This is a genomic window from Streptomyces sp. NRRL S-340, from assembly GCF_000720185.1.
Taxonomy (GTDB): Bacteria; Actinomycetota; Actinomycetes; order Streptomycetales; family Streptomycetaceae; genus Streptomyces.
The window spans coordinates 61686-80829 of record NZ_JOIY01000025.1 but is presented as its reverse complement, the minus strand read 5'-3'; the positions used below and the strand labels follow the sequence as shown (position 1 = coordinate 80829).

Here is a 19144-nt window from a genome sequence, read left to right as displayed (position 1 = left end):
GGCTCACTCCCCGCCGCGCAGCACGGAGTTGCCCTCGTGGGTGGCGCCGGGTGCGGTGACGTCGAGGGCGAGGCGTCCGCTGAGGCCGTAGAAGGCGACCGGGTTGCGCCACAGCACCCGGTCGACGTCGTCCTCGGTGAAGCCCTCGGCGAGCATCAGGCCGGCCACCTTGCGGGTCTTGAGCGGGTCGCTGCGGCCCCAGTCGGCGGCCGAGTTGACCAGGACCTTCTCGGGGCCGTACTCCCGCAGCAGGGCGACCATGCGGGTCTCGTCCATCTTGGTGTCGGGGTAGACGGAGAAGCCGAGCCAGCAGCCGCTGTCCTTGGCCTCCTTGACGGTGGTCTCGTTGAGGTGGTCGACCAGGACGTGGTCGGCGGGCAGCGCGGACTCCGCGACGGCGTCCAGGGTGCGGCGCAGTCCGGCGAGCTTGTCGCGGTGCGGGGTGTGGACGAGCGCGGGCAGGCCGTGGTCGGCGGCGAGCTGGAGCTGGGCGGCGAGGGCGGTGTCCTCGGCGGGTGTCATGGAGTCGTAGCCGATCTCGCCGACGGCGACGACGCGGTCCTTGGCGAGGTAGCGGGGCAGCTCTCCGAGGACGGGGACGCAGCGCGGGTCGTTCGCCTCCTTCGGGTTCAGGGCGAGGGCGCAGTGGTGGGCGATGCCGTACTGGGCGGCGCGGAAGGGTTCCCAGCCGAGGAGGGAGTCGAAGTAGTCGTAGAAGGAGGCGGGCGAGGTGCGGGGCTGGCCGAGCCAGAAGGCGGGTTCGACGACGGCGCGGACACCGGCGGCGTGCAGGGCCTCGTAGTCGTCGGTGGTCCTGGACGTCATGTGGATGTGGGGGTCGAGGATGCGCATCAGGACTCCTTGCCGTGGGGGTCGTCCGGGGCCGGGCGCGGGACGTCGCCGGGCGTGCCGGGGCCGGGGGGTGCGGTGCCCGTTCCGGTCAGGGCCAGGACGCGGTGCAGGTCCTCGGGGACGGTGCGGCCGGCGGCGGTGCGTTCGGCCGCGTAGTCGCCGAGCATGCGGGCGAGTTCGGCGTCGCCGCGGGCGCGCTGGGCGAGGCCGCTGACGTGGGCGACGGGGACGCCGGTGAACAGGCACTTCAGGACGGCGTGCCGCCAGGCGTGCGGGCCCAGGTGCCGGGCGGCGTACGGGCCGACGGCGGCGGCGAGCAGGCGGGTGTCGTTGGTGCGCAGCGCGTCCTCGACGAGGGGCAGGGCGTCGGGGCCGGGTACCAGGTGGTCCAGGGCGCGCAGCACGGCGCGGCGCTCGTCGGCGGTTCCTTGGCGGTAGACGCGGGTCAGGGCGTGCGGGTCGGCGCGGGCGGCGCGCAGGATGAGGATCCGGGCGGCGTCGGCGTGGGCCGGCCCGCAGCGGCGGCCCGCCTCGGCCAGGCGCAGTTCCCACACGGAGATCGGTCCGTGGCCGCCGTGGTGGGCGGCGGCTTCGTCGAGCGCCTGGTCGAGCCAGGCGCGGGCGGCGCCGGTCAGCGCGGCGGGGAGGTCCTCCGGATCCGCGGCGGGAAGGGGGTGCGGGCCGGCGGACGCGGCGAGCGCGGCGGACGCCGGGGTGCCGGGGGCGGGGTGCGGGCGGGTCATCGGGGGCTCCCTTCGGGGGCGGCGGCGGGTGCGCGCCGGGAGACAGGCACGGGGACGTGCTCTGCCGCGTGGGCGGCGGCGCGGCGCAGGAACGGCAGGGAGCGTCCGGCGTGGTGCGGGCCGGCGTGCGAGTGGCGGGGCAGTTCCACGACGGTCAGGCCCGTGTAGCCGGTGGCGGCCAGGGCGGCGAGGACGGGCGGGAAGTCGATCTCGCCGTCCCCGAGGGGCAGGTGCTCGTGGACGCCGCGGCGCATGTCCTCGATCTGGACGTGCCGCAGCCAGGGCGCGGCGGCCCGCACGCACTCGGCCGGCGGGAGCGGTTCGAGGCACTGGCAGTGGCCGATGTCGAGGGTGAGACCGAGGTGGCCGGGGTCACCGAGGATGCGGCGCAGCCGGTGGAAGTCCGCGAGGGTGGCCAGGAGGTGGCCGGGTTCGGGTTCGACGGCGAGCGGGACGCCGGCCGCGCCGGCGGCGTCCAGGACGGGGGCCAGCGCCTCGGCCAGCCGCTTCCAGGCCGCTTCCTCGTCGGTGCCGGGCGGGAGGGGGCCGCTGAAGCAGTGCACGGCGTGGGCGCCGAGGTCGACGGCGACGCGCACGGCCCGCAGCAGCAGGTCCACGCGCCGGGCGCGGTCGTCCGGGTCGGCGTCCAGCAGCGAGGGGCCGTGTTTGCGGCGCGGGTCGAGTACGTAACGGGCGCCCGTCTCCACCGTGACCCGCAGGCCGAGGGTGTCCAGCCGGTGCGCGGCCTTGCGGGTGCGGGCGGCGAGGTGCGGGGCGAGCGGGTCGAGGTGCATGTGGTCGAGGGTCAGCCCGACGCCGTCGTAGCCGAGGTCGGCGAGGAGGGCGAGGGCGTCGTCGAGGCGGAGGTCGGCGAGGCCGTTGGTGCCGTAGCCGAGACGGAGGTCCCCCGGGGCCGTGGGGCGGGGCGTGGAGGTGGCCGTGTGCCGGGTCATGTGACGCTCACCTTCCTGGCGAAGCGGCGGGCGAGCGGGGCCAGGGCGGCCGCGAGCAGGGCGGTGGCCGGCGCGCCCGCGCGGGCGGTCAGCGCCGACTGGAGCGGGATCGTGGCGCGGATGCCGCTGCCGACGGCGCGTTGCAGCAGGGGCGGTGAGGGGTTGAGGGCGGCGTGCAGGTAGGGGCGCAGGGAGGTGGCGGCGTAGGCGGCGGTGGCGCAGGTGGCGGCCAGGAGGGCGGCCTGGGCCGGGACGGAGCGGGGCGGGGGGCCGGGCGGGCGGTGCAGGAGGGCGGTCAGCGCGGTGGTGGTGGCCAGCGCCGCCAGTGGGACGGCCGGTGCGCCGCCGGTGGTCTCGCGGCGGGACACCGCGGTGACCGCGAGGGTGTGGGTGGCCAGCAGGGCGGCCGGACGGAGGGCCGGGCGGGTGCGGCCGGTGGTGGCCGCGGCGCCCAGGAGCAGGTCGAGTCCGCGGGCGGCGGCCATCGCGAGCGGGCCGGCCGGGGTGCGCTTGAGGCCCAGGTCGTACGCCCAGACGGTGGCCGCGAGCGGTGCGGCGACCGCCAGCGCGGGGCGTCCCGCGCCGGCCGCCGCGGCCAGGCCCGCCGCGGTGAGGGCGCAGGCCGCGGCGAGGGCCGCCCGGGGGCGGATGCGGCCGGAGGGCAGCGGGCGGTGCGGGCGTTCCCTGGCGTCCTCGGCGCGGTCGGCCCAGTCGTTGAGGGCCATCCCGGCCTCGTACAGGCACAGCGAGGAGCCGACCGCGAGGAGGGTGCGGGGGCCGGCCCGCCCGGCGGCGGCCGCGCCCGCCAGGGCGTCACCGGGAACGGTGAGGACGGCGGGCAGCCGCAGCAGCTCGGCCCAGGCCCGCCCCCGCCCGGCGCCCCGCGCACCGCCACCGCCACCGCCACCGCCACCGCCACCGCCCGGAGCGTCGCTCCCGCCGGCGGCACCGCCCGTGGCCCGCCCGGCGTTCACGGGCGTTCCCCCGGCCGCGCGTCCGGCGTTCGCAGGCGCTCGGCGAGGCGGGCCAGGTCGGCGTACTGCTCGGTCAGGCCCGCCGGGCCGTCGCCCAGGGGGTCCTTGAAGTAGAAGCCCAGTTCCCGCAGCGGGCCGGACAGGCCCACCTCGTGGGCGCGGGCGACGATGCGGGCGAGGTCCAGCACGAGGGGGGCGGCCAGGGCGGAGTCGCAGCCCTGCCAGATGGTCTGCAGCACCATGCGGGTGCCGAGGAAGCCGTCGAAGGCGATGTGGTCCCAGGCGGTCTTCCAGTCGCCGAGCGCGGGGACGTCGTCGATGTGGACCTCGCCCTGCGGGCTGTGGCCGAGGGTGTCGGCCAGGACGCGTTCCTTGCCGGCGTTCTTGGCCGCCGCGGCGGCCGGGTCGGCCAGGGCCGCGCCGTCGCCGCCGCCCAGCAGGTTCGTGCCCGACCAGGCCCGCACGGCCAGCGAGCGCTGCGCGAACATCGGGCCGAGCACGGCGCGGAGCAGGGTCTGGCCGGTCTTGCCGTCGCGGCCCGCGTGGGGCAGGCCGCTCGCCCGCGCGGGCCCGGCCAGCGCGGGGTGGTGCAGGCCGGTGGAGGGGGTGAAGTTGACGTAGGGGCAGCCCGCGCGCAGGGCCGCCGCCGCGTACAGGGAACTCGGCGGCAGGGCCGTGCCGGTGGGCGGCGGTTCGGTGGAGGCCACGTTCACCACCACCGCGCGGGCCGCACCGGTGCGCCGTACGAAGTCCTCGATGTCGGCGGCGAAGGCGGCGGTCAGCTCCTCCTCGTCCCGCTGGTCGCCGGGCAGCGGGCCACCGGTCGTGATCTCCCGGTCGGCGGCGGCGAGTTCGGCCGTCACCGCGGTGGTGACGCCGTACGGCAGGACCCCGGCGGCGGTCAGTGCCTCGGCGCGTTTGGGCAGCGGGCAGTCCGTGGTGTCGTGGCCGCCGAAGACCAGTGAGGACAGGGGCGGCAGGCCGGTGCCGGTGAAGAGCGGGGTCTCGGTGAGCAGGCCCGTGGGCGGGTGCAGCCGTGCGGCGAGGGCGGCGCAGCCCGCGACGACGGTCGTGGCGACGGAGCCGCGTGCCCCGATCAGCCAGACGCCGACGGGACGGTGGGGGAAGGACGCGGACATGGGCAGCCTCCTGTCGCGGGACGCCGGAAGAGACGGAAAAGACGGAGCAGACGGAGCAGAGGGAGAAGAGGGAGAAGAGGGCAAGGACGGAAGAGAGTGGGGGGCGGGGGTGCGGGGCGGTGGGGACGGCGGGCGGGGGTCCGGCGTCCCCCGCCCGCCGCCGTTCAGTGGCCCCGCGCGGCGTGCGTCGCGGGCAGTTCCCTGATCCGGACGTTCCGGAAGGACACCTGGTCGTCGGGTCCGTGGTTCTGGATGCCGATGTGTCCGTCGGTCAGGCTCCGGGCCGGGTCGGTGTTGGTGAAATCGTTGATCCGGATGCCGTTGAGGAACACCCGCAGGTGTTCGCCCTCGACGCGGATCTCGTACGTGTTCCACTCCCCCGGCGGGTTCAGCGCGCGGTCGCGCCGGGCCAGGTCCGCGGACTGGAACCCGTAGACGGAGCCGGTGGTCTTCTCGGGCACGTCGGTGGCGTCGATCTGGATCTCGTACCCCTTGTCCACCGCCGACCAGGGGTCGTCCGAGGCCGGGAAGCCCACGAACACACCGGAGTTGTCGTCGCCTGCCACCTTCCAGTCCAGCTTCAGCGAGTACGAGGAGAAGCCGGAGGCCGCGTACCAGAGCAGGCCCATGCCTCCGGTCGACGTCAGCGTGCCGTCGTCGTCCAGGGCGAACGTCCCCGGGCCCGCCTGCCGCCATCCGCCGAGGGAGGCGGCCGTGCCGTCGAAGAGCGGACGGTAGCCGTTCTCCGGGCGGCAGTCGGCTCTGGCGTCGCCGGTGGCGTACCGGATCCCGCCGAGCAGGTGGGCGCGGAAGGCGGGGTCGGCGTAGGACTCCTTGGTGTGGCCGCCGCCGGTGTAGAAGGCGCGGCCGCCCCGGTAGGTCTGGCACCAGGCGATCGGGTGGTCGCCGTTCATGGTGGCGCCGGTGTACGACGACTCGTCCAGGGAGGCCAGGACGTGCACCTTCTCGCGCGGGTCGGTGCGGTAGTCGTACCACTCGTCGGTGCGGTTCCAGGCCGGGGACAGGTGGGAGGTGGCCGGGTGGGCGCGGTCCTCGACGTTCACCCGGGCCGGCTGGATCGCCGGATGGGAGCGGAACCAGGCGCCGACGAGGCCGCCGTAGAACGCCCAGTCGTACTCGGTGTCGGCGGCGGCGTGGATGCCGGCGTAGCCGCCGCCGTGGCGGATGTATTCCTCGAAGGCCTTCTGCTGCCGTGCGTCGAGCACGTCCCCGGTGGTCGACAGGAACACGACCGCCCGGTAGCGGCGCAGGTTGGCCGGGGTGAAGGCCCCCGGGTCCTCGGTGGCGTCGACGGCGAAGCCGCGCTGTCCGGCCAGTTCCCGGACGGCCGCGATGCCCTCGGGGATGGAGTCGTGCCGGAAGCCGGCGGTCCTGGAGAAGACCAGGAGGCGTGCGCCGTCGTCGCCGGGGTGCGCGGAGGCGGGGGCGGACAGGGAGCCGAGCAGCAGGGCCGTGCCCGTGACGGCCGTCGCGAGCCGGCCGGTGGAGTGCTTCATGCGTCCTCCCCTCAGCCGGTGGTGAAGACGAAGTCGTCCACGTCGAACAGGGCTCCGGTGCCGCCCCTGAAGACGAGGTAGAGCGTGGTGGTGCCCCTGGGGGCGCGGGTCAGGCCGGCGCTGACGTCCTGGAAGGTCTCCCAGCCGCCGGTGACCGGTACGGTGGCCTTGCCGAGCAGGGTGCCCTGGGGGGAGCCGGCCCGGATCTCGAGGGTGCCGCCCGCGCCGCCGGAGGAGATCCGCGCGGTGATCTTCTCGGCGTTGCTCAGGACGTAGGGCGTGAAGGAGATCCAGTCGCCGTCGTCGATGTCACCGACCGTCTTGCCGCCGTGGGCGCTCGCCTTGGCGACGACGGAGACGCCCGAGGAGTCGCCGAAGTGCTCGGCCTGCCGGTGGCGGGGCTGGGTGACGTTGCGGTCGTGGGTGGTCAGCGGGGCCTGGCCGCCGCCACCGTTGTCGGTGTACTGGGCGTCGAACACGCCGAAGATGTTGGCGTTCTCGTCGTGTCCGCCGTCGGCGCTGGTCTGGATGGTGCCGGAGCAGCCCTGCGCGGAGGTCAGCGGGTGACCGTGGGTGTCGTGGCCGAGGACGAAGGTGACGGTGACCTTCGAGCAGTCGACGGCCCGGCCGTCCTCGGGGTCGGTGACCTTCACCTTGAACGGTACGGCGTCACCGAAGCCGAACAGCTGCCCGTCCTGCGGGAGTTGCAGGGTCACCTCGGGAGCGGTGTTGCCGACGACGATCTGCGTGCTCGCGCTGCCGGTGCGCCCGGAGGGGTCCTTCGCGGTCAGGGTCGCGGTGTAGGTGCCGTTCTTCCTGTACTTGTGCGTGGGGTTCGCCGTCGTGGCGGTGGCGCCGTCGCCGAAGTCCCAGCGGTAGGTGAGCGCGTCGCCGTCCTGGTCGCTGGTGCCCGCCGAGGAGAAGGCGACCTTCATCGGTGCCTGTCCCGAGGTGCGGTCGGCCGCCGCCCGGGCGACCGGGGAGTGGCCGTCGGTGGCGTTCTCGATGCGGTACAGGCCGGAGTTGTCGTCGCCGCCGAACCACGAGGTGCCGTAGTCGAGGACGTACAGCGCTCCGTCGGGGCCGAAGGCCATGTCCATCACCTGGGTGCCGGTCCAGGGGACGGGGTCGATGGACCGCACGGTGCCGTCGTCGTCGCTGGAGACGCGCTTGATCCAGCGGCGGCCGAACTCACCGGCGAAGAAGTCGCCGTCGTAGGCCTCGGGGAACTTCACCGGCGAGTCGAGCGCGGGGTCGTAGTGGTAGACCGGGCCGCCCATCGGGGACTCGGAGCCGTCGCCGAACTCGGGTACGGACGGGCCGTCGTAGGGGATCCAGGCGGGCTGGGCGGGCGGCAGGTCGGTCAGGCCGGTGTTGTGCGGGGAGGTGTTCTTCGGGGCGTCGCAGTCGAAGCTCGCGCCGGACGCCTTGGTCGCGAAGTCGTAGTCGACGTAGGCGTCGTTGGCGCCGGTGCAGTAGGGCCAGCCGAAGTTGCCGGGGCCGGTGACGCGGGCGAACTCGACCTGACCCGCCGGTCCGCGCTTGGGGTCGGCCGCGCCCGCGTCGGGACCGTAGTCGCCGACGTAGAGGATGCCGGTCTTCTTGTCGACGCTGAAGCGGAACGGGTTGCGGAAGCCCATCGCGTAGATCTCGGGCCGGGTCCTGGCCGTGCCCGGCGCGAAGAGGTTGCCGTCGGGGATCGAGTAGGAGCCGTCGGCCTCGACCTTGATGCGCAGGATCTTGCCGCGCAGGTCGTTGGTGTTGCCGGCCGAACGCTGGGCGTCGAAGGCGGGGTTGCGGTCGGGACGCTCGTCCAGGGGGGAGTATCCGTCCGACTGGAACGGGTTGGAGTCGTCGCCGGTCGACAGGTACAGGTTGCCCGCCGCGTCGAAGTCGATGTCGCCGCCGACGTGGCAGCAGATGCCGCGGGAGGTCTGGACGTCCAGGATCTTCTTCTCGCTGGCCGTGTCCAGGGTGCCGTCCGTCTTCAGCACGAAGCGGGAGAGGCGGTTGACGCCGTCGAAGGGCGCGAAGTCGGCGGCCGTGCCGGTCTCGGGGGCGTCGCCCGCGGGGGTACTGAGCGGCGGCGCGTAGTAGAGGTACACGAACCGGTTGGTGGTGAAGTCCGGGTCGACGCCCACGCCTTGGAGGCCTTCCTCGTCGTGGGAGTACACGGCGAGCCGGCCGACGACGCGGGTGTTGCCGGCCGCGTCGGTGAGGCGCAGCGTGCCGTCGCGGGAGGTGTGCAGGACGGAGCGGTCGGGCAGGACGGCGAGCGACATGGGCTCACCGACCTCGGCCGCACCCTGGGCGAGGGCGACCTGCTGGAAGTCCTCGCCGGCTGCCGATCCGGTGGTGGCGCCGGCGACGGCTGCGCCGGTCTGGGGTGTGGCGAGGGTCAGGGACGCGCCTGCCAGCAGGGCGCCGCCGAGCAGCGCGACCGCTTTGCGGAAGGCCGGGCGTCGTCGTCGGGCGGTGGCGGTCTCGCCGGGGCCGGTGGTGCGGGTGGTGCGGTCGTTCCCGTGCACGGATGCCTCCATCGATGGGGCCGGTTGTACGGGCGGGTGCGTGCGCCGGGATGCGCCGTCATCCCGGAGGGGGGAAGAGGTCAGTTGCCGAACGCCGCGTCGAAGGAGGCGGACGGCGGCTCGAAGTCGTAGGCCTTCAGACGGGTCAGCGCCTCGGGGGCGCCCTGGAGCCGGTCCATGCCGGCGTCCTCCCACTCGACGGAGACGGGGCCCGCGTACCCGATGGAGCGCAGCATCCGGAACACGTCCTCCCAGGGGACGTCCCCGTGTCCGGCCGACACGAAGTCCCAGCCGCGGCGCGGGTCGCCCCACGGCAGGTGGGAGCCGAGCCGGCCGTTCCGCCCGTCGAGCCGGGTGCGGGCCTCCTTGCAGTCGACGTGGTAGATCCGGTCGCGGAAGTCCCACAGGAAGCCGACCGGGTCGAGGTCCTGCCAGACGAAGTGCGAGGGGTCGAAGTTCAGGCCGAAGGCGGGCCGGTGGCCGACGGCCTCCAGGGCGCGGTGGGTGGTCCAGTAGTCGTAGGCGATCTCACTGGGGTGGACCTCGTGCGCGAACCGCACGCCCTCGGCGTCGAAGACGTCGAGGACCGGGTTCCAGCGGGTGGCGAAGTCCTCGTACCCGCGTTCGATCATCGGCTCGGGGGCGGGCGGGAACATGGCGACCAGGTGCCAGATGGCGGAGCCGGTGAACCCGATGACGGTGTCCACGCCGAAGGCGGCGGCGGCCCGCGCGGTGTCCTTCATCCGTGCGGCGGCCCGCTGCCGTACGCCCTCGGGGTCGCCGTCGCCCCACACCGGAGCGGGCAGGATCGCCCGGTGGCGTTCGTCGATGATGGCGTCACAGACGGCCTGGCCGACCAGGTGGTTGGAGACGGCCCAGCACTTCAGGCCGTACTTTTCGAGCAGCTCGTGCCGGGAGGCCAGGTAGGCGGGGTCGGCGAGGGCCTTGTCGACCTCGAAGTGGTCGCCCCAGCAGGCGAGTTCGAGGCCGTCGTAGCCGAAGTCGCGGGCGAGGCGGCACACCTCTTCCAGGGGCAGGTCGGCCCACTGGCCGGTGAAGAGCGTGAACGGGCGCGGCATCTGGCTGGCCTCCTCAGAGGGCTACGGGGGTGTAGACGGAGTTCTTGGCGGCGCTCTCCTCGACGGCGGCGAGCACCCGCTGCACCTGGAGCCCGTCGGCGAAGGACGGCTCGGCGCCGCCGCCTTCGTCGACCGCGTGGACCAGGTCGCGGGCCTGGTGGACGAAGGTGTGCTCGTAGCCGAGGCCGTGGCCCGGCGGCCACCAGGCCTCCAGGTAGGGGTGGCCGGGTTCGGTGACCAGGATGCGGCGGAACCCGGCGTGCTCCCCGGGCTCGGTGCCGTCGTGGAACCACAGTTCGTTGAGCCGCTCCAGGTCGAAGGCGAGGGAGCCGCGCCCGCCGTTGAGTTCGATGCGCAGGGCGTTCTTGCGGCCGGTGGCGTAGCGGGTGGCCTCGAAGGAGGCGAGGGCGCCGGAGCCGAACCGGCCGGTGAACACGGCGGCGTCGTCCACGGTGACCTGCCCGGTGCGGGCGGCCGGGGCGGCGCCGGTGGCGGTGGCCGGGGCGGCGGTGAGGCCGGTGCCGGCGGACACGGGCAGCGGCCGTTCCCGGACGAAGGTCTCGGTGAGCGCGGAGACGCCGGCCAGGTTCTCGCCCGCCAGGTACTGCGCGAGGTCGACGATGTGCGCGCCCAGGTCGCCGAGCGCCCCGGACCCGGCGAGTTCCCTGCGCAGCCGCCAGGTCAGCGGGAAGCCGGGGTCGACCAGCCAGTCCTGGAGGTAGGCGACCCGCACGTGGCGCAGGGTGCCGAGCCTGCCCTCGGCGACCATCCGCCGGGCCAGCGCGGTGGCCGGGACGCGCCGGTAGTTGAAGCCGACCATGGCCACCTGGCCGCGCGCGCGGGCGGCCTCGGCGGCCCGCGCCATCTCCTCGGCCTCGGCGACCGTGTTCGCGAGCGGCTTCTCGCACAGGACGTGCTTGCCCGCGGCCAGCGCGGCCAGCGCGATCTCGGCGTGGCTGTCGCCGGGTGTGCAGATGTCGACGAGGTCGATGTCGTCGCGGGCGATCAGGTCCCGCCAGTCGGTCTCGGCGCCGGCCCAGCCGTACCGGTCGGCGGCGGCGCGCACGGCGGCCGCGTCCCGGCCGCAGACCGCGGCGAGCACCGGGCGCCGGGGCAGGTCGAAGACGCGGCCCACGGTGCGCCAGCCCTGGGAGTGGGCGGCGCCCATGAAGGCGTAGCCGACCATGCCGACGCGCAGCGGCGGCTTCGTCCGCGCCGCGTCGTCTGACTGCTGCGGCTGTCCCATACGGAGGTCCTCCTCGTCGTCGTGCCACGGTGGGGGGTCGGTCGGTCCCGGCCCACCGGCGGTGCCCGGGGCCCGGTGACCGGGCGCCGGCCGTCTCGGCCCGGCCGGCTCACCTGAAGCCGGTGGACATGTACTGGTCGACGTTGGTCTTGTCGACGACGGCCGAGTAGAGCGTGATCGACGACGGGATCTCGTACTCGGCGAGGCCGCCGACGCCCTTGCCCTGGCCGAGGGCGCGGGCGAGGTCGATCGCCGAGGCGGCCATGGTCGGCGGGTACAGGACGGTCGCCTTCAGGACCCCGTTGTCCTGTTTGATGGCCTGGAAGGCGGTCAGCGCGCCCGCGCCGCCGACCATCAGGAAGCCGTCGCGCCCGGCCTGCTCGATGGCGCGCAGCGCACCCACGCCCTGGTCGTCGTCGTGGTTCCACAGGGCGTCGAACTCCGGCTGGGCCTGGAGAAGTTGGGCCATCTTGGCCTGGCCGGACTCGACGGTGAACTCGGCGGCCTGGCGGGCCACCTTCTTGATGTTCGGGTAGTTCTTCAGGGCGTCGTCGAAGCCCTGGCTGCGCTGCTTGGTCAGCTCCAGGTTGTCCAGGCCGGCGAGTTCGACGACGCGGGCGCCGGCCTTGCCCTTGAGTTTCTCGCCGATGTAGTGACCGGCGTTGAGACCCATGCCGTAGTTGTCGCCGCCGATCCAGCAGCGGTACGCCTGCGGGGTGTTGAAGACCCGGTCGAGGTTGACCACGGGGATGCCGGCGCGCATCGCCTTCAGGCCGGCCTGGGTGAGCGCCTTGCCGTCGGCGGGCAGTACCACCAGCACGTCGACCTTCTTGTTGATCAGCGTCTCGATCTGGCCGATCTGCGCGGCGGTGTCGTTGGAGCCCTCGGTGATCTCCAGGCTGACGTCGGAGTACTTGCGGGCGCGGCCCTTGGCCTGGTCGTTGATGGCGTTGAGCCAGCCGTGGTCGGCCTGGGGGCCGGCGAAACCGATGGTGACGTGCTTGCCGGGTTCGCCGTCGGCGGCCGGCTGACCGCTGCCGGCCGGTTCGTCGTCCTTGGTCTCGTTGCTGGTGCAGCCGGTGAGGAGGGCACCGGTGGACACGGCGGCGGCTGTGAAGAGCAGCCCTCTGCGACTCGTCAGTGGTGACATGGCGGTGAACCCTTTCCTCGTCAGGTCGTGCTCGCGGTACGGCGCTGGACCAGCACGGCGGCGACGATGATCGCTCCCTTGGCGATCTGCTGGACGTCGCTCTGCAGGTTGTTCAGCGCGAAGATGTCGGTGATCGTGGTGAAGATCAGGACGCCGAGCACCGAGCCGGTGATGGTGCCGCGCCCGCCGCTGAGCAGGGTGCCGCCGATGATCGCGGCCGCGATGGCGTCCAGCTCGTACAGGTTGCCGTTGGTGTTCTGGCCCGATCCGGACAGGATGATCAGCAGGAAGGCGGCGATGCCGCAGCACAGCCCGGACAGCAGGTAGAGGTAGAGCCGCTGGCGGCGGACGTCGATGCCGGCCAGCCGGGCCGCTTCCGGGTTGCCGCCGACGGCGATGGTGCGGCGGCCGAAGGTGGTGCGGTTGAGCACCAGCCAGCCGATGACCGTGACGGCCGCGAAGACCAGGACCAGCGGGGGGACGCCGAGCACGTAGGAGCCGCGTTCGCCCAGGTCGAGGATGCCCCCGACGGTGACGATCTGGGTGCGGCCGTCGGTGATCTGGAGGGCCAGGCCGCGCGCGGAGGCCAGCATGGCGAGGGTGGCGATGAAGGGGACCATCCCGCCGTAGGCGACGAGGAGTCCGTTGACCAGGCCGCAGCCGAGCCCGACCAGGACGGCGGTGAGCAGGATGCCGCCGAACCCGTACTCCTGGGTGGCCACCGTGGTCGCCCAGACCGAGGAGAGGGCGACGATCGCGCCGACGGACAGGTCGATGCCGCCCGAGGTGATGACGAAGGTCATGCCGACGGTGACGACCCCGATGACGGACGCCTGGGTGAGGACCAGTTGCAGGTTGCGGGTGTCGAGGAACTCGTCCGGTCTGGTGAGTCCGCCGATCAGGACCAGCACGGCGAGCACCCCGAGGAGGGAGAGCGTGCGGACGTCGGCGCGGACCGGCAGCCGGCGCCGGGCGGGCGGAGTGCTCGCCGTCGCGGCCGTCTTGCCGGTGCCGCCCCGGGGCGGGGACACGTGCTGCGTCATGACGCCGGGCTCCCTTCAGTGGCTACGGGGTGTGCGTCCATCACGAGGTCGAGTACGCGGTGCTCGTCGAGGTCACGGGCGGGTGCGGTGTGCACGACGCGTCCCTCGCGCAGCACCAGGACGCGGTCGGCCAGGCCCAGCACCTCGGGCACCTCGCTGGAGACCAGCAGCACCGCCAGGCCCTCGTCGGCCAGCCGCCGGACGACCGCGTACAGCTCGGCGCGCGCGCCGACGTCGACGCCGCGGGTGGGCTCGTCCAGCAGCAGCACGCGGCAGCCGCGCAGCAGCCACCTGGCCAGGACGGCCTTCTGCTGGTTGCCGCCGGAGAGGGTGCGCACGGGCACGGCCGGGTCGTCGGGCCGCAGCGACAGTTCGCGGGTGGCGGCGTGGGCGGCGGCGTGTTCGGCGCCGCGGTCGATCCAGCCGCCGCGCGAGAAGCGGGACAGCGTGGAGACGGACACGTTGCGTGTGACGGACTCCAGCATCAGCAGGGCCTGCGCCTTGCGTTCCTCGGGGGCGAGCCCGAGTCCCGCGCGGACGGCGGCGCGCACACTGCCGGGGCGCACCGGCCGCCCGCCAACCAGGACCTGACCGGCCGTGGGCCTGCGGGCGCCGTAGACGGTCTCCAGGATCTCCGAGCGCCCGGAGCCCACCAGCCCGGCGAGACCGACGATCTCCCCCGGCCGGACGGTCAGGTCCAGCGGCGCGAACTCGCCCTCGCGCGCGAGCCCCCGCACCTCCAGGACCGGCTCGCCGGCGGGGGCGGCGTCCGGCCGCCGGGGGAAGACGTACTCGACGTCGCGGCCCGTCATCAGCGCGACCACCTCGCGGGTCGGCGTGGTCCTCGCGGCGAGGCCGCCCGCCACCGCCCGGCCGTCCTTGAGGACGGTGACCCGGTCGCCGATGCGGCGGATCTCCTCCAGCCGGTGCGAGATGTACACGACGGCGACGCCCTGCGCGGTGAGGGCGGCCACGACACGGAAGAGGTTGTCGACCTCCTCCGGGTCGAGGGCGGCGGACGGTTCGTCCATGACGATCAGCCGTACGTCGTGGGAGAGCGCCCGTGCCATGGACACGATCTGCTGCTGGGCGGCGGACAGCTCCCCCACCGGGCTCGCCGGGTCGATCTCCAGGTGGCCGAGCCGTTCGAGCAGCCCGGCGGTCGCCGTGCGGGCCGCTCGTCCGCGGACGACGAAACCGGCCGCCGTGGGCTCGTGGCCGAGGTGGACGTTCTCGGCGACGGACAGGTGCTCCACCAGGTCGAGTTCCTGGTAGATGGTGGCGATGCCGAGGCGCATGGCGGCGATCGGCGAGCGCAGGACGACCGGCTCGCCGCGCCAGCGGATGGTTCCGGCGTCGGGCTGGTGGGCACCGGCCAGGACCTTGATCAGGGTGGACTTGCCGGCGCCGTTCTGGCCCAGCAGGCAGTGCACTTCTCCGGCCTCGACGTCGAGGTCGACGCCGTCCAGGGCCCGGACTCCGGGGAACGACTTGGTGATGCCGGACATGCTGAGCAGCGGTGGTTCTGATGCCATGTGGGTTCCCCTCGGCGGGCGGGACGCGGGCCGGTCTCAGGGTGGAAGCGCTTACCGGGTGGATGGGTGTGTTCGGGTGCGCAGGTGGGGCAGGGGGTGCCGGTGGGACGAATACGCGGGCGGGCAGGTGCTCGGGTGGGAGTGGGTCCGCCTGCGGGCTGGGGAGCGGGTGTTCGTGGCGGGTGCTGGTGAGGGGGCTCGGAGGCGGGGCCGGTGAGCGGGTGTCAGGAGGCGTGGGCCGGGGAGCGGGTGCGGCCCGGGACCGTGTCCACGACACGGCAGGACAGGACAGCGCAGGGCAGGACAAGGGCGGGGCGGTGCGGGGCGCGGCGGGCGGTGCGGGTGGGACGTCGGTGCGGCGGCCGGGCTTACGCGGGCGAGAACAGGTGGTCGCTGATGAGGCGGGCCGCGCCGATGATCCCGGCGGCCGGCCCCAGCTCCCCGAGCACGATGGGGAGGTTGCCGGTCGCCAGGGGCAGCGACTGGCGGTAGACCTGGGTGCGGATCGCGGCGAGCAGGGTGTGGCCGAGGCCGGTGACCCCGCCGCCGATCACCACCAGGCCGGGGTTGAAGAAGGAGACGAGCCCGGCGATGACCTGACCCGTACGGGTGCCGCCCTCCCGGATGAGGTCGAGCGAGGTGGGGTCGCCCGCGGCGGCCGCTGCGGCGACGTCGACGGCGCTGAGCGTGCCGTTGGCCGCGAGCCGGGCGGCGAGTTCGGCGGACCTGCCCTGCCCGGCCGCCTCCAGGGCGTCCCGGGCGAGGGCCGCACCGCTGAAGTGCGCCTCCAGACAGCCCCGGTTGCCGCAGGCACAGGGGCGGCCGTCGGGCACGGCCTGGATGTGGCCGATGTCGCCGGCGCTGCCCGTCGTGCCCCGGTGCACCTCACCTCCGGCGACGATGCCGCAGCCGATGCCGGTGCCGATCTTGACGCAGAGGAAGTCGCCCACGGAGCGTGCCACGCCCGCGTGCTGCTCCCCCATCGCCATGAGGTTCACGTCGTTGTCGACCATGACCGGGCAGCCGAGTTCCTGGCTGAGCGCCTCGCGCACCGGGAAGCCGTCCCAGCCGGGCATGATCGGGGGCGCGACCGGGACGCCCTCGGGGAAGCGGACGGGGCCCGGGACACCGATCCCGGCACCGTCGTACCCCTCGGCGAGCCCGGACGCCCGGAGCTTGGCCGCCATGGCGAGGACCTGTTCGAAGACCGCGACCGGGCCTTCGCGCACGTCCATCGGCTGGTTGAGGTGGCCCAGCACCTCCAGTTCGGCGTTGGTGACCGCGACGTCGACGGAGGTGGCGCCGATGTCGACGCCCAGGAAGCGCAGGGTGGGCGCCAGCCGGACGTTGTGGGAGCGGCGGCCGCCGCGTGAGGCGGCGAGGCCGTCGGCGACGACCAGCCCCGTCTCCAGGAGCCGGTCCACCTCCACGGCCAGTTTCGACCGGGAGAGGTCGACCTGGTCGCCGAGCTGGGCGCGGGAGCTGGGGCCTGAGTCGCGCAGCAGCCTCAGCAACCGGGCCTGGTGGGTGTTGGCGGGACGTGCCGTCATGCGTCTCACGTGCCCCTCCCCGCCTCAATTCGGCCATTCGTTCCGGGCTTTCGAGTGGAACGTAGCAGTGACCGCCGAAGCTGGGAAGAAGGTGTGCACGAATTACCGTCGACTTTTCCCACTCACAGGACAAAGAGCGACGGCGCGGCACACGGACACCGGGGCGTACGGGCGTGGTGACCGGGGACCACGGGGAGCCGGCGCGCCCGCGAGGGCTGTGATGGGCCAAGGGGGGCCGGTCGGCACGGACCGCGGGACGCGCCGCTCCGCACGCCGAGGCCGGCAGGGACCGCGGGGCGCAGGACACCGCACGCCGGGGCCGTCGCGTACCGCGGGCTCAGGACTCCGTGCGCCGGGGTCGTGGCGTACCTCGGGTGCTCAGGACTCCGTGTGCTCGTGGTACGACCGGCGCGTGTGTTCGGTGTGTTCGCGCATCAGGCGGGTGGCGCGCTGCTCGTCGTGGCGGGCGATCGCGTCGATGAGGTCGCGGTGCTCGACCCACGACTGGCCGCCGCGCTGCCGGGCCACCGGCGTGTAGTACCAGCGCACCCGGCGGTCCACCTGCGCGGCCAGCTCGGCGAGGACGACGTTGCCCGCCAGGTCCATGAGACGGGCGTGGAAACGGGCGTTGAGGGCGACGGCGGTGTCCACGTCGTCGGCGGCGACAGCCTGCTCGCCCTGCGCGCACAGCTCCCGCAGGGCCGCGACACTGGCGTCGTCCGCGTGCACCGCGGCCAGCCGGGCGGCCTCGGCCTCCAGCAGCGTACGGACGGTGAGGAGCTGGTCGGCTTCCTCCTCGGTGGGCTCGTGCACGAACGCGCCCTGGGCGGGCCGCAGATCGACCCACCCCTCGGTGTTCAGCCGTTGCAGCGCCTCTCGCACCGGCTGCCGGGAGACACCGAGGTGGCCGGCGAGTTCGCTCTCGACCAGGTGCTGGCCCGGCTGGAGCGCGCGGGTGGTGATGAGTTCGAGCAGCGCCTGGTAGACGCGGTCGCGCAGCGGTCCGGGGCGTTCGAGCCGGGGCACGGCTCCCTGCGGCAGTCCGGTCGACGACATCGCGGTCCCTCCTCGGCGGGCCCTGCACAGCGGACGGAGGCGGGACACCGCCACCGGTGCGGCGATCCGGCGCAGCGGATCATCGGTCACCAGTGTGGATTGTCTTTCGTCTACAGTCTACGGCGCACCGCGCGCCCGGAGACCCGGCGAAGACACGCGAAGACACGCGAAGACGTAGGAAGACGCACGAAGACGCGCCGCATCCGGCCCGTGCACCCGTCCCCGCCGCCCGGGTCGCCGAGCCGCCCTGTTCGCCCGGGTTCCCCGGGCCGCCGGTGATGCTCCCGACCGGCCCGCGCCTCACGGGCAGCGCACGACCTGCCCCGCGTAGGAGAGGTTGCCGCCGAAGCCGAACAGGAGCACCGGGTCACCGGTCCGCACCTCGCCCCGCTCGATCAGTTTGGACAGGGCCAGCGGGATGCTGGCGGCCGAGGTGTTGCCGGACTCGCAGACGTCGCGGGCGACGACCGCGCCGGCCGCGCCGAGCCGGTCGGCGAGCGGTTCGATGATCCGCAGGTTCGCCTGGTGCAGGACGACGGCGGCGAGGTCCTCGGGGGCGATGCCCGCCCGCTCGCAGGTCTGCCGGGCGAGCGGCGGCAGGCGGGTGGTGGCCCACCGGTAGACGCTCTGGCCCTCCTGGGCGAACCGCGGGGGCGTGCCCTCGATCCGTACCGCGTGTCCCATCTCGGGCACGGAACCCCACAGCACCGGCCCGATTCCCGCGCTCTCGCCCGGCGCGCAGGCCTCGACCACGGCGGCCCCGGCGCCGTCGCCGACGAGGACGCAGGTGGTGCGGTCGCTCCAGTCGGTGACGTCGGACATCTTGTCGGCGCCGATGACCAGGGCGCGGGTCGCGGCCCCCGCGCGCACGGTGTGGTCCGCGGTGGCCAGCGCGTGGGTGAAGCCGGCGCACACGACGTTGACGTCCATCGCGGCGGGGCTCGGGACGCCGAGGCGGGCCGCGACGCGGGCGGCGGTGTTGGGGGAACGGTCCACGGCCGTGGAGGTGGCGACCAGGACCAGGTCGATGTCGGCCGGCGTGCGCCCGGCGGCCGCGAGCGCCTTCGCCGCGGCGTGCGCGGCGAGTTCGTCGACCGGCTCGTCCGGCCCGGCGATGTGCCGGGTGCGGATGCCCACGCGGCTGGTGATCCATGCGTCGCTGGTGTCGACCAGGGCGGCCAGGTCCTCGTTGGTGAGCACCTTGGCGGGCTGGTAGTGGCCGACGGCGGCGATGCGCGAGCCGTTCATGGGAGGGTCCCCCTCGTTGCCTTGGGTTGCGGGTTCACCAGTCTGATCAGTGACCCACGGGTAGGACGGCAGGCGAAGCCACAGGAAACACCCGCTCGCCTTGTCGCCTTCCGTCAGGCCCGGGTCCGCGCGGACGTGCACGCACGACGCGTGCGGCGAGCGGTGGCGGAACACGTTCGCGGTCCCCGTCGCCGGGCGCGGCTTCGACGCCGGGATCGCCGCGGAGCACGACGCTGCGCTGCCCGACCCGGCGTGTGCGTACTGCGGCGACCGCGTCGAAGCGTGCCCCCACGGGCCCGCTGTCGTGCCGGTCGGAGTTCGACGTGCGGACGGCGGGTACCTGGGACGAGTCCGGGCAGACGGAGACGGCCCCGGTGTGCGCGTACCGCGGAGTGGGCTGCAGCCTCACGCTCCACGTGCAGGACAATGAGATCGTCGAGGTCACCTCGCCGCACGACGGCCCGGTGGCCCACGGCAACTCTGCATCAAGGGCCGTTTCGGCTACCAGCACGCACAGAACCGGGGCTGATC

At 74.1% G+C, this 19144-nt stretch carries 15 protein-coding genes and 1 pseudogene; 1 reads left to right on the top strand and 15 read right to left on the bottom strand.

What is annotated here, in order from left to right:
* Window positions 1-3 precede the first annotated feature (3 nt).
* The 15 genes from IG64_RS20415 to IG64_RS20345 form a co-directional block, all read right to left on the bottom strand.
* A complete protein-coding gene (locus tag IG64_RS20415; protein ID WP_037858292.1) occupies window positions 4-852 on the bottom strand; it encodes a TatD family hydrolase in 849 nt (282 codons plus the stop codon).
* The gene (locus tag IG64_RS20410; protein ID WP_051813132.1) at window positions 852-1595 is read right to left on the bottom strand and encodes an EboA domain-containing protein; all 744 of its coding nucleotides are present in this window, start codon (window positions 1593-1595) and stop codon (window positions 852-854) included. The genes IG64_RS20415 and IG64_RS20410 overlap by 1 nt, the downstream gene beginning before the upstream one ends.
* Complete coding sequence (locus tag IG64_RS20405; RefSeq protein WP_037858289.1) at window positions 1592-2548, bottom strand: sugar phosphate isomerase/epimerase family protein; 957 nt, start codon at window positions 2546-2548, stop codon at window positions 1592-1594. The genes IG64_RS20410 and IG64_RS20405 overlap by 4 nt, the downstream gene beginning before the upstream one ends.
* The gene (locus IG64_RS20400; protein ID WP_078884111.1) at window positions 2545-3522 is read right to left on the bottom strand and encodes an SCO3242 family prenyltransferase; all 978 of its coding nucleotides are present in this window, start codon (window positions 3520-3522) and stop codon (window positions 2545-2547) included. The genes IG64_RS20405 and IG64_RS20400 overlap by 4 nt, the downstream gene beginning before the upstream one ends.
* Window positions 3519-4661, bottom strand: a complete 1143-nt coding sequence (locus IG64_RS20395; protein ID WP_037858287.1) for an inositol-3-phosphate synthase — start codon at window positions 4659-4661, stop codon at window positions 3519-3521. Before IG64_RS20395 ends, IG64_RS20400 begins: the two co-directional genes overlap by 4 nt.
* Before the next feature lie 164 nt (window positions 4662-4825).
* Entirely contained in the window at window positions 4826-6178 is a 1353-nt protein-coding gene (locus IG64_RS20390; protein WP_037858285.1) for a ThuA domain-containing protein, read from the bottom strand.
* Between the two features lie 11 nt (window positions 6179-6189).
* A complete protein-coding gene (locus tag IG64_RS20385) occupies window positions 6190-8706 on the bottom strand; it encodes a PQQ-dependent sugar dehydrogenase (RefSeq protein ID WP_037858283.1) in 2517 nt (838 codons plus the stop codon).
* An 80-nt stretch (window positions 8707-8786) separates the two neighbouring features.
* Complete coding sequence (locus tag IG64_RS20380; protein WP_037858281.1) at window positions 8787-9785, bottom strand: sugar phosphate isomerase/epimerase family protein; 999 nt, start codon at window positions 9783-9785, stop codon at window positions 8787-8789.
* A gap of 13 nt (window positions 9786-9798) precedes the next feature.
* On the bottom strand, window positions 9799-11031 hold the full coding sequence (locus tag IG64_RS20375; RefSeq protein WP_037858279.1) for a Gfo/Idh/MocA family protein: 1233 nt from the start codon (window positions 11029-11031) through the stop codon (window positions 9799-9801).
* A 109-nt stretch (window positions 11032-11140) separates the two neighbouring features.
* Window positions 11141-12181 (bottom strand): substrate-binding domain-containing protein, encoded by a 1041-nt coding sequence (locus IG64_RS20370; RefSeq protein WP_037858277.1) that lies wholly within the window; start codon window positions 12179-12181, stop codon window positions 11141-11143.
* A gap of 20 nt (window positions 12182-12201) precedes the next feature.
* Entirely contained in the window at window positions 12202-13224 is a 1023-nt protein-coding gene (locus IG64_RS20365) for an ABC transporter permease (protein ID WP_037858275.1), read from the bottom strand.
* Entirely contained in the window at window positions 13221-14759 is a 1539-nt protein-coding gene (locus IG64_RS20360; protein WP_037858273.1) for a sugar ABC transporter ATP-binding protein, read from the bottom strand. Before IG64_RS20360 ends, IG64_RS20365 begins: the two co-directional genes overlap by 4 nt.
* Window positions 14760-15127: 368 nt before the next feature.
* A complete protein-coding gene (locus IG64_RS20355; RefSeq protein ID WP_037858270.1) occupies window positions 15128-16309 on the bottom strand; it encodes an ROK family transcriptional regulator in 1182 nt (393 codons plus the stop codon).
* Between the two features lie 378 nt (window positions 16310-16687).
* Window positions 16688-17365 (bottom strand): GntR family transcriptional regulator, encoded by a 678-nt coding sequence (locus IG64_RS20350; protein ID WP_037858268.1) that lies wholly within the window; start codon window positions 17363-17365, stop codon window positions 16688-16690.
* Window positions 17366-17665: 300 nt separating this feature from the next.
* Window positions 17666-18613, bottom strand: a complete 948-nt coding sequence (locus IG64_RS20345; RefSeq protein ID WP_037858266.1) for a beta-ketoacyl-ACP synthase III — start codon at window positions 18611-18613, stop codon at window positions 17666-17668.
* A gap of 145 nt (window positions 18614-18758) precedes the next feature.
* Here IG64_RS20345 and IG64_RS39050 point away from each other — a divergent pair.
* Window positions 18759-19142: pseudogene (locus IG64_RS39050) on the top strand (Fe-S-binding domain-containing protein); the annotation flags it as partial.
* Window positions 19143-19144: the final 2 nt, after the last annotated feature.